Source organism: Streptococcus sp. HMSC073A12, from assembly GCF_001812815.1.
Taxonomy (GTDB): domain Bacteria; phylum Bacillota; class Bacilli; order Lactobacillales; family Streptococcaceae; genus Streptococcus; species Streptococcus vaginalis.
The window spans coordinates 1-1,059 of record NZ_KV810531.1; the positions used below are offsets into that span (position 1 = coordinate 1).

The following is a 1,059-nucleotide window of genomic DNA, read 5'->3' on the forward strand; positions in this document are numbered from 1 at the left end:
GATAAATTGTAAAATATAGTGCAACAAAAAAACTCATAGCGTTTCATTGGTGTAAACTGTAAGTAACCACACAAACAGAATCCCGAGGAAAAACTATGAGCTACTTCCATCTTACCATAACCGACCGAATAAAGATAGAAACCTACTTGGAATTAGGTTTGAAACCTTGCCAAATTGCAAGTAAACTTGGCGTCCATAAGTCTACCATTTCAAGAGAGTTAAGACGATGTCAAAATGGCTATTCTGCAGTCTTAGCACAGGAAGAGTACGACCGCAGGGCTAAACAAAAAGGTCGGAAGTCTTGTTTAACACCAAAGTTGAAAAAGGAAATTGAGAACGGTTTAAAATCTTCCTGGTCGCCTGAACAAATTTCTGGGCGCTATCAGCTTGAACAAAAGCCAATGGTCGCTTTTAAAACCATCTATAATTGGCTTCTATACTGGTTTGATTGATCTGGATTTAAGCGTCCTTCGTCGTAAAGGAAGAACTCGACAACTCAAAGAAACACGTGGAAGATTTAGGATTGGCACGCCGATTGCCAAACGTCCTAAAGAGGTTCGGAATCGTGAAACTTTTGGCCACTGGGAACTTGATACTGTGGTGTCTTCCAGAGGCAAAAGCAAGGGCTGTTTAGCGACCTTTCTAGAGCGAAAAACTCGTTTTTACTTAGCTTTCAAGATACCAGACAGAACAGCCAAATCCATGTTTTCAGCCATCGAACAACTTTGTAAACTATTTCCAAAAGAGACTCTTAAAACCTTCACTTCAGACAGGGGAAAAGAGTTCGCCTGCTATCCTCTGGTAGAGAAGTTAGGAATTTCCTTTTTCTTTGCGGACGCCTATTCATCTTGGCAGAGAGGAGGTAATGAAAACGCAAATGGCTTACTAAGAGAATATTTCCCAAAGAAAACAGATTTAGCTGCTATATCTGATGAGGCTTTGAACAAGGCCTTATATGATATCAATCACCGACCACGAAAATGTTTAGCTTACAGAACTGCTTATGAAGCTCTAGTGGATGAGTACGAGTAAACGTTGCACTTTTTATTGCAATTTATC

At 40.0% G+C, this 1,059-nt stretch carries 1 pseudogene; it reads left to right on the top strand.

The window, feature by feature from the left end:
- Positions 1 to 95 precede the first annotated feature (95 nt).
- Positions 96 to 1,032: pseudogene (locus HMPREF2876_RS03855) on the top strand (IS30 family transposase).
- The last annotated feature ends 27 nt before the right edge of the window (positions 1,033 to 1,059 follow it).